Origin of the sequence: Kitasatospora sp. NPDC057512, from assembly GCF_042802135.1 — a bacterium.
In the GTDB taxonomy this organism is placed as follows: domain Bacteria; phylum Actinomycetota; class Actinomycetes; order Streptomycetales; family Streptomycetaceae; genus Kitasatospora.
In genome coordinates this window covers 36,848-45,056 of record NZ_JBHVET010000003.1, presented here as the reverse complement: position 1 = coordinate 45,056, position 8,209 = coordinate 36,848, and the positions used below count along the sequence as shown (strand labels likewise).

The 8,209-nt window shown below is 71.8% G+C and carries 9 protein-coding genes; 6 read left to right on the top strand and 3 right to left on the bottom strand.

Annotated features, from left to right (window positions below; genetic code table 11):
• Positions 1-47: 47 nt before the first annotated feature.
• Positions 48-995 (bottom strand): ScbA/BarX family gamma-butyrolactone biosynthesis protein, encoded by a 948-nt coding sequence (locus ACFU6K_RS00555; RefSeq protein WP_380660050.1) that lies wholly within the window; start codon positions 993-995, stop codon positions 48-50.
• A gap of 106 nt (positions 996-1,101) precedes the next feature.
• On the opposite strand from ACFU6K_RS00555, the gene ACFU6K_RS00550 reads away from it, so the two are divergent.
• Positions 1,102-1,731: a ScbR family autoregulator-binding transcription factor gene (locus ACFU6K_RS00550; RefSeq protein ID WP_375875783.1), complete on the top strand. Its 630-nt coding sequence runs from the start codon at positions 1,102-1,104 to the stop codon at positions 1,729-1,731.
• Positions 1,716-2,699, top strand: coding sequence for an NAD-dependent epimerase/dehydratase family protein (locus ACFU6K_RS00545; protein ID WP_380660049.1), 984 nt, complete (start codon positions 1,716-1,718; stop codon positions 2,697-2,699). Before ACFU6K_RS00550 ends, ACFU6K_RS00545 begins: the two co-directional genes overlap by 16 nt.
• A gap of 39 nt (positions 2,700-2,738) precedes the next feature.
• Here ACFU6K_RS00545 and ACFU6K_RS00540 read toward each other — a convergent pair whose 3' ends face one another.
• Positions 2,739-3,308 (bottom strand): TetR family transcriptional regulator, encoded by a 570-nt coding sequence (locus ACFU6K_RS00540; protein ID WP_380660048.1) that lies wholly within the window; start codon positions 3,306-3,308, stop codon positions 2,739-2,741.
• Between the two features lie 277 nt (positions 3,309-3,585).
• Between ACFU6K_RS00540 and ACFU6K_RS00535 the strand changes: the two genes are divergently transcribed.
• Both ACFU6K_RS00535 and ACFU6K_RS00530 read left to right on the top strand, forming a co-directional pair.
• Positions 3,586-4,764, top strand: coding sequence for an IS701 family transposase (locus ACFU6K_RS00535; protein WP_380660047.1), 1,179 nt, complete (start codon positions 3,586-3,588; stop codon positions 4,762-4,764).
• A 204-nt stretch (positions 4,765-4,968) separates the two neighbouring features.
• Entirely contained in the window at positions 4,969-5,694 is a 726-nt protein-coding gene (locus ACFU6K_RS00530; protein WP_375875779.1) for a BTAD domain-containing putative transcriptional regulator, read from the top strand.
• A gap of 7 nt (positions 5,695-5,701) precedes the next feature.
• Here the strand turns inward: ACFU6K_RS00530 and ACFU6K_RS00525 are convergent, their stop codons facing one another.
• Positions 5,702-6,007, bottom strand: coding sequence for a hypothetical protein (locus tag ACFU6K_RS00525; protein ID WP_375875778.1), 306 nt, complete (start codon positions 6,005-6,007; stop codon positions 5,702-5,704).
• A 265-nt stretch (positions 6,008-6,272) separates the two neighbouring features.
• On the opposite strand from ACFU6K_RS00525, the gene ACFU6K_RS00520 reads away from it, so the two are divergent.
• Both ACFU6K_RS00520 and ACFU6K_RS00515 read left to right on the top strand, forming a co-directional pair.
• Positions 6,273-7,574, top strand: coding sequence for a sensor histidine kinase (locus ACFU6K_RS00520; protein WP_380660046.1), 1,302 nt, complete (start codon positions 6,273-6,275; stop codon positions 7,572-7,574).
• Complete coding sequence (locus ACFU6K_RS00515) at positions 7,565-8,209, top strand: response regulator (RefSeq protein WP_380660045.1); 645 nt, start codon at positions 7,565-7,567, stop codon at positions 8,207-8,209. Before ACFU6K_RS00520 ends, ACFU6K_RS00515 begins: the two co-directional genes overlap by 10 nt.

Sequence of the window (8,209 nt, the reverse complement as noted above, 5' to 3'; positions counted from 1 at the left end):
GCGGCCACCCGTGGCGGGGGCCGCCGCCGCCCCGTTTCTGCGGACTGTCAGGCGAGCGGGGCGGTCGCGACCTTGGCGAAGAACGCGAGACGCTCGTCCTGCCAGGCCGTGACGTTCACACAGCGCCCTTCGCCGGAATGCGGGGCGTTGGAAGTGGTCTTGATCCAGCAGGGGCTGTCGAACTCGACGTAGCGGTGGAACACGGCGTCCATCGAGACGGGGACGGTTCCGCTCCTGCCCGGCTCCAGCGAGTGGAGGGCCTGGCGCGCGGCCTCCAGCAGGACCATGCCGGGGACGTGGTCGACGGGGTGGTCGAACAGCACGGGGTGCGCGGTGTCGACCCTGAGCTGCCACCTGCCGGACTGGTCGGTGGGGGTGAGCACGACGTCCCGGGCCCGGTCGCGGCCGACGATGCTCGGGGTGACGGGCGTGGTGGGGGCGGGCGCGTCGGCGAACATGCGCTCGACGTCGCCGCGGCCGGTGCGCAGCCGCTGGTAGAGCGCGGGCGCGTGGTTGCCGAAACGGGTGCTGGCCGTGGCCAGCGGGACGCCGTCGCGAAGGACCTGGAAGTCCATGGTCAGGGCCACCGGGACCGAGCGGCGGTAGCTGATCTCCGAGGCCGTCACGTGGAGCTCGATCTCGGCGGGGGCGTTCGTGACGGACATGGCCAGGGCGCCGGGGCTGAGCTCGTAGGAGAAGTGCGACCAGCTCATCTGGTGTCCGAAGGGGACGCCGTAGGCGGTGTGCGTCAGGAGCAGCAGGGTCTGCCGGACCGTCTCGCAGAGCATCAACGGATCGTGCAGTCCGTGCTCCGAGAGGTAGAAGCTGTGGCTGCGCGGCCACTGGGCGGTGACGACGAAGGTGTCCTGGCCGGTGCTGCGCCAGCCGCTGAGGAACACCTCGGAGAGCGCGGCACGGTGGACGTACTCGCGGGCCACCGTGGTCGTGAGGACCGGACCTGTGGCCGTGACCGGACGAACGTGTTCGAGCAGCATGATTGCCTCCCCCTAAGCAAACCAAGGCCTCCGGACGGCAATGACCAGGGCCGGATGTAAAATAAAGGGTGTTCGTTATGTTTGTCGACCGAGGGCGGGAGGACTGATGGCGGAACCCAAGCAGGAACGGGCGCTGAGGACGCGGGAGGTGATCCTGCGTTCGGCGGCGGAGGTGTTCGACGAGTGCGGCTTCAGCGGTGCGAGCATCAGCAAGATCATGGATCGCGCCGGCGTGACCCAGGGCGGGATGTACTTCCACTTCAAGTCGAAGCAGGGCCTCGCCCTGGCCGTGATGAACAGCCAGCAGGACCACGTGGAGATCCCGGCGGGGGAGGAGGGGCTGCAGCGGATCATCGACATCACCTTCCACGTCGCCCGGGAGCTGCGGCGCAACGTCGTGTTCCGGGCCGGTGTCCGGCTCGCCGTCGAGCAGGGGGAGATCGGCCTGCAGGACGCGACCCCGTACGAGCAGTGGGTGGACCAGTTCCACGAGCAGCTGCTGGTGGCGCGAGGCCGCGGCGAGCTGCTGCCCGACGTGGACGAGAAGGAGTTCGCCCAGGTGGTCGTGGGCTCCTACAGCGGCACCCAGCTCTTCTCGCAGATCGCGACCGGGCGGGAGGACCTCGCCCACCGCGTGGCCGCGCTGTGGCGCTACCTGCTGCCGGCGGTCGCCACCCCGGAGGCGCATGCGCGCCTTCGGGCCCGGGTGGAGGAGGCCGAGTGGGCCAAGGCGTAACGGCGCGTCGCGTCGTGCTGACCGGTGCCACCGGCTTCGTCGGTTCGGCGGTGCTGCGCGAACTCCGGGGCCGGCGCGCGGGGGACCGGTCGGATGCCGCCGCGTCACGGACGGTCGTCCGGACGGTCGGCAGGCGCCCTGCGGCCGAGGCCGACGGCGAGTGGTTCGCCGCGGACCTGGCGGACCCGGCCTCGCTGCGCGGGGCCTGCGAGGGGGCGGACGTGCTGCTGCACCTGGCCGCGTCGCTGAGCCCGGACGAGTCCGAGTGCGCCGCGGTCAACGTCGCCGGGACCGAGGCGCTGATGGCCGAGGCCGTACGGGCCGGTGTCGGGCGGATCGTGCACCTCTCCACGGCGGCGGTCTACGGGCCGGGGCCGCACCGGGGCGCCGCGATCGGTGAACTCGATCCCGCTCCGGTCTCGGCGGCCAGCCGGACCCGACTCGCCGCCGAGCGGCCCGCGTTGGCCGCCGGGGCGACGGTGCTGCGGCCGGGACTGATCGTGGGCCCGGGGGACCGCTGGGTGGTGGCCGCGCTGGCCGAGCTCGTCGAGCGGGTGCCCGCGCGCTGGGACGGCGGGCGCGGCCTGCTGTCGATGGTCGGCGTGACCGACCTCGCCCGGCTGGTCACCGACCTCGCCGCCCGGCCCGCCCCAGGGGCCGGCGAGGTGTTCCACGCCAGTCATCCGGTGCCGGTGCGCAACCGGGACCTGATGGCGGTGCTGGCCGGACACGGGGTCCTGCCGGAGGTCGAGCGGGACCTCGGCTGGGCCGAGTGCGTGCGGCGCCTGGAGGAGGTACCCGGGCGCGTGAGCGAGCGTCAGTTCGCGCTGCTGGCAAGCGATCACTGGTACCGGTCCGAGGAGGTGTGGACCACGGCCGGATGCCGGCCGGGCCCGGGCCCCCTGGTCCGGATCGGGGAGGCGGCGCGGTGGTACCGCTCGCACCTGGCGGCGCTCCGATCGGGTTGATCCCGTCCTCCCGCCCTCCCGGGTACCCGGGAGGGCGCCTCACCGGCCGGGGTCGGAGATCCGCGGCCGGACGAGGCGCCACACCCGCGTCAGCTCGGCGGTGACGGCCTCGGGGGACGCGTCGGGCCCGTCGTCCCGGATCAGGGTCTCGGCGCCCGCGACGAGCATCCGGGCCAGGGCCGTGACGTCGTCGGGTGCCGCGGGAGGGAGCAACTCCACGTTCTCGTGCGCCAGTTCGGCCAGCCGCTTGATCTCGGGAAGCCAGAACGTCGACCAGTTGGGCGAGTCCGACCGCTCGCGTCCCAGTCGCGCTGTCGCCTGGACGAAGACGTCCTTCTCCAGGAGGCGGGACAGTTCGACCGTCAGGTTGGTGAGCAGGTCCAGTGGCGGGGCCGGCAGCGCTGTCACCCGCTCCAGGGTGCCCTGCACCGCGAACCTGCCTCTCTCCGCCACCGCGTCGGCCAGTTCGCCCTTGGTCTTGAAGTGGAACGTCAGCGCTCCCATCGACAGGTCGGCCGCCTGCTTGATCTGCACCAGGGACGTGCCCTCGTAACCGTTGTCGGCGAACCGCGACGCCGCCGCCCGTACAAGGACGTTGCGGGTACGCATCGCCCTCTCCTGCTTCACCATGCTCTCTCCGAGCCCAAGACCGTTAGCCAGTAGCAAGACTGCGCAGCGTACGAGCCTCCCGGCAAGCGCGAGTTGCCGAAGATGCGCCGGGGTTCGATGGAAACCCGGCCGGTTCGGCCGACCGCCGCTGCCCGCGGAGGCGCGCTCCACCCGACGATGCGTCAGTACGACAAGGTACCCCCAACAAAAAAAAGAGGGTGTTCGCTATTATTTTGCCGTGCGCGCCAGTCTAGTGCGAGCACGGGGAGGTCATGTCATGCTCACAACCGCACTGCCGGGCTCCGGTGTCTCGGTCCTGGGGTTCGCCGAGAGGATCTTCGACGCGCTGCCGCGCGTGGACCAGCGCCGCTGGGCGCACGTCTACCTGCGCGGCATGCTCGAAACCCCGGGGCGCAAGTCGGTGCGGCGCCTCGCGGCCGGGGCCGAGGACGCGCCCAGGGTGCTCCAGTCGCTGCACCAGTTCATCAACGGCAGCCCCTGGGAATGGGCCCCGGTCCGTGCGGAACTGGCCAGGTGGACGGGGCAGGGCCTTGCCGCCCGGGCGCTGGTGATCGACACCGCCGTGCTCCGCAAGCGGGGCGAGCACTCCTGCGGAGTGCACCGCCGCTTCGTGCCCGCCAGCGGCCGCTCGGTCACCTGCCAGGTCGGCCTCGGGGCCTTCCTGGCAACGCTCGACGAGGCCGTTCCGGTCGACTGGAGACTGCTGCTGCCGTCCTCGTGGACCGAGGACGCCGAGCGCAGGGAGCGCACGAGGATCCCCGACGACGTGGGCCGCTGCTCGGCGGCGCGGCAGGCGCTCGAACTGGTCGACGCGGTGGCGGCAGCCGGGGTCGTTCCGGTGCCGGTGGTGGCCGACTTCAGCGGCGAGGGCGGGGCCGAGGCGCTGGTGCACGGACTCGGGCTGCGCAAGCGGGACTTCGTGGTCGCGGTCCCGGCCGGCCTGCGGGTCACGGTCGGCGGCCGCAGTGGCGTCCAGTCGCAGCGCGCGGGCGCGGTGCAGCCCGCCGTGGCGGAGGTCCGCTCCCTGCCGTTCGGCGGGTGGGCGGACGCGGCGGGGCGCAGCGCCGTGGTCTCCCCGGCCGGGCAGGCCCGCGTGGTGACCGTCCTGGGCGGCACCGTCGGACTGGCCGACGCACCCGGGAGCCCGCGGCAGTACCGGCTCTTCAGCGTCCGCACCCCCGGCTCGCGCGGCCCGGCACGGCTGTGGCTGACCAACCTGACCCACGCCCGGCCGGAGAACCTCTGCGACCTGACGCTCCATCACGCGGTGGCGCAGCGCACGACGGCCCGGCTGGAGGCCGACTTCGGGCTGACCGACTTCGAGGGGCGCTCGTTCCCGGGCTGGCACCACCACATGACGATGGTGTCCGCCTCCTACGCCTACCAGCGGCTCGGCCGGGGCGTCGCCGCGCAGGCGCTGGCAGCGGCAGGGTGAGCCGGCGGGTGCGGCCGGGGCCCGGTGACTTCCCGAAGTCGCGGGATGTGCGCCTCCGGGCTCTGAAAACATAGCGAATGTTCTTTATGATTTGAGGGTCGGGCGCACGACCGCCCGGTCAGGATCACGGGTCCACGAGACCCGTCGCTACGGCATGGGGGACGTTGCGTGTCAACGGCAGTGGAATTCCGCATCCTGGGACCAGTGGGCGTCCGCGTCGGCGGGCAGGAGGTCCATCTCGGAGGGACCAAGCCCAAGACCGTGCTCAGCGCGCTGCTGCTGGCCGGGGAGCAGGTCGTCAGCGATGACAGGCTGAGCTACGTGCTGTGGCGCGACCGGCCGCCGAGAACCAGCGACGCGCAGATCTACACGTACATATCGCGGTTGCGGAAGGCCTTCGCCGGACACGCCAACATCGCCCGCCAGGGCCAGGGTTACGCGATGTCCATCGGCGCGGCGATGTTCGACTGGAAGCAGTTCACCCAGCTCTCCGCACAGGGGCGGTCCGCCCTTGCCAACCGCCGGTACCGGCTGGCCTCGCGGTACTTCACCGATGCCCTCGACCTGCAGAGCGGACCGGTGCTCACCGACACCACCGAGTACCTGCTCAGCGAGGAGGCCGCCGCGCTGACGGAGGCGAGGGTGGTGAGCATGGAGGGGCAGATCGAGGCGAACCTGGCCCTGGGACTCTACGAGGACGTGGTGCCCGACCTGTTCCGGCTGGTGGCCAAGTACCCGTTCCGAGAACGGGTGAGGGCGCAGCTGATGCTCGTCCTGCACCGCTGCGGCCGCCAGTCGGAAGCCATCGCCCTCTACCACCAGGGACGCCGGCTCCTGGCCGAGGAACTCGGCGTGGACCCGGGCATCCAACTGCGCGAGGTCTACCAGGGGATCCTGATGGGCCGCCCCGAACTCGGCGACGCGGCCTGATGACCGCCTACCGCCACGAACCGTACGGCCGGCAGACGTGCGCCTGGCAGGCGCAGATGACCGCGGCCGCCACCCACATCGCCGCCAGCGGGCCGGGGCTGTCCACCAGTGCCACGGACAGCCCGGACACGATCGCGACCAGCACGACCATCAGCAGCCAGGACCGGCGGCGGTACCGGCCGAGCCGCCCGGCGACCGCCGCGTCGAGGCTGTCGTCGAGCAGCGCGTCGACCGCCTCCGCGACGCGGTCGTCGATCAGGTCGCCGAACTTGTCGTTGAGATCACCACGCGACGTCTGAGCGGTCGTCATCATCGGCCTGTTTCCCGTTCTCGGCTGGTTGGTCGGTACGTCCACAACTCTGCCGGTCGCGGTCACTGCGGGCAGTCATGGAGACCCACGGGCCCGCGGTGGGTTTTCCCTACCCCATGTCCGTGGGTTGCCCCTGTGCCGCCGACGCGGCCCCCACACCTACTGTTTCCCGGAGTTCAGCAGATGGATGAGCAAGGAGCGTGGGCCGGCCGTGGACGAGCAGAAGCGCCGATGGGCCGGCCCCGACGGACGACGGGGCTGAGAACTGATGATGGACAACCCGAGGCCGACGGCCGTACCCGGGAGCCGGGGCCTGTCGCACAACCCCCTCAGGGCACTGCGCACCCCCGAACTGTGGCTGGCGTCCGCGCACCTGGCCACCGACGGGGTCATGGCGCTGGCCGGCTTCGCCGTCCTGGCGCTGCTGGCGACCGGCATCATGCTGCTGCCCGTCGCCCTCACCGGAATCCCCCTCGTGGTCGGCGCCGGATGGGCGCTGCACCGGTTGGCGCGGGTCGAACGCAGCAGGTTCGCCATGCTCACCGGAGTGGAGATCGCCGGGCAGCAGGCCCCCGAGCTGTCGATGCGTCCGCTGCAGTCCACGGCCTCGGTCCTCGGCAGCGAGCCGGTCTGGCGGCAGGCCGCGTACTTCACCCTGCTGATGCCGGTGTCGCTGCTGAACTTCTTCGCGGTGGCGCTCCTGTGGGCCGGCCCGGTGATGCTGGCGCTGCTGCCCTTCTACTACTTCGGCCTGCCGAACGGACAGGCGGCGATCGGCCCGCTGGTCGTCGACAATCCGCTGACCGCCCTGGCGGTCGCGACGGCGGGCCTGATCCTCGGTGCTACGGTGTCACCGGTCGCGGTGCGCGCCCTGCTGGCCCTGGACACGGGCATCGCCCGGTCCCTGCTCGCCCCGGGTCGGGACGTGGAGCTCACCCGCCGGGTCGAGTACCTGACGCAGAGCCGGGCCAGGGCCATGGACGCGGCGGAGGCCGAACGCCGGCGCATCGAGCGGGATCTGCACGACGGTGCGCAGCAGCGGCTGGTCGCCATGGCGATGACCCTGGGACGGGTCAGCTCCCGGCTCAAGGGTTCCGGCCAGGAGGCCACTGCGGAACTGGTCGACAGTGCTCGCGACGAGGCCCGCCAGGCCATCGTCGAGCTGCGGGACCTGACCCGGGGCCTGCACCCGCCGGTGCTCACCGACCGGGGCCTGGACGCCGCGCTCTCCGCGGTGGCCGCCCGCTCGCCGATCCCGGTGACGGTCGACGTCGAGGTGGAGCCCAGGCCGTCCGCCACCGTCGAGGGAGCCGCGTACTTCGTGGTGACCGAGGCACTGGCCAACGTCGGCAAGCACTCCGCGGCGACCAGCGCCTGGGTGCTGGTGCGGCGGATCGGCGACCGGCTGATGGTCGCGATCGGCGACGACGGGATCGGCGGTGCCGATCCCGCCCGGGGCAGCGGCCTCACCGGTCTGGCGGACCGGGTGGCCGGGCTGGACGGAAAGCTGACGGTCACGAGCCCGGTGGGCGGACCGACCACGATCGAGGTGGAAATGCAATGCGTGTAGTGATCGCCGAGGATTCCGCACTGCTGCGGCAGGGCATGGTGCTTCTCCTCGAGGAACAGGGCATCGAGGTCCTGGCGGCGGTCGGTGACGGAGAGGCCCTGCTGCGGGCGGTGGCCACACACCGGCCCGACGTGTGCGTGGTCGACGTGCGGATGCCGCCGACCTTCGTGGACGAGGGCCTGCGCGCCGCGCTGGTGATCCGCAACCGGTGGCCGGATGTCGGGGTGCTCGTGCTGTCCGCGTACGTCGAGCAGAGCTATGCCGTCGACCTGATCGGCGACGACGGGCAGGGAGTCGGCTACCTCCTGAAGGACCGCGTCTCGGACGTCGACGAGTTCGTCGGCGCGCTGAAGCGGGTGCTGTTGGGGGACACCGTGCTGGACCCCGAGGTCGTCAAGCAGATGCTGGCCCGCAGCCGCAGGAAGGACCCGCTGAGCTCGCTGTCCCCCCGGGAGAAGGACGTGCTGTCCGCCATGGCGGAAGGCCGCTCCAACTCGGGGATCGCCGCCCAGCTGGTCGTCGGGCCCGCCGCAGTCGAAAAGCACATCAGCAACATCTTCACGAAGTTCGGCCTGCACCCGGAGGACGGCGAGAACCGCCGGGTCCTGGCTGTCCTACGCTACTTGGGAGCTTGA

Coding starts and splice junctions, on each gene's coding strand:
- ACFU6K_RS00535 (WP_380660047.1), top strand. CDS start 3,586: ATGCTCACAACCGCACTGCCGGGCTCCGGTGTCTCGGTCCTGGGGTTC.
- ACFU6K_RS00515 (WP_380660045.1), top strand. CDS start 7,565: ATGCGTGTAGTGATCGCCGAGGATTCCGCACTGCTGCGGCAGGGCATG.
- ACFU6K_RS00540 (WP_380660048.1), bottom strand. CDS start 3,308: ATGCGTACCCGCAACGTCCTTGTACGGGCGGCGGCGTCGCGGTTCGCC.
- ACFU6K_RS00555 (WP_380660050.1), bottom strand. CDS start 995: ATGCTGCTCGAACACGTTCGTCCGGTCACGGCCACAGGTCCGGTCCTC.
- ACFU6K_RS00525 (WP_375875778.1), bottom strand. CDS start 6,007: ATGATGACGACCGCTCAGACGTCGCGTGGTGATCTCAACGACAAGTTC.
- ACFU6K_RS00550 (WP_375875783.1), top strand. CDS start 1,102: ATGGCGGAACCCAAGCAGGAACGGGCGCTGAGGACGCGGGAGGTGATC.
- ACFU6K_RS00520 (WP_380660046.1), top strand. CDS start 6,273: ATGATGGACAACCCGAGGCCGACGGCCGTACCCGGGAGCCGGGGCCTG.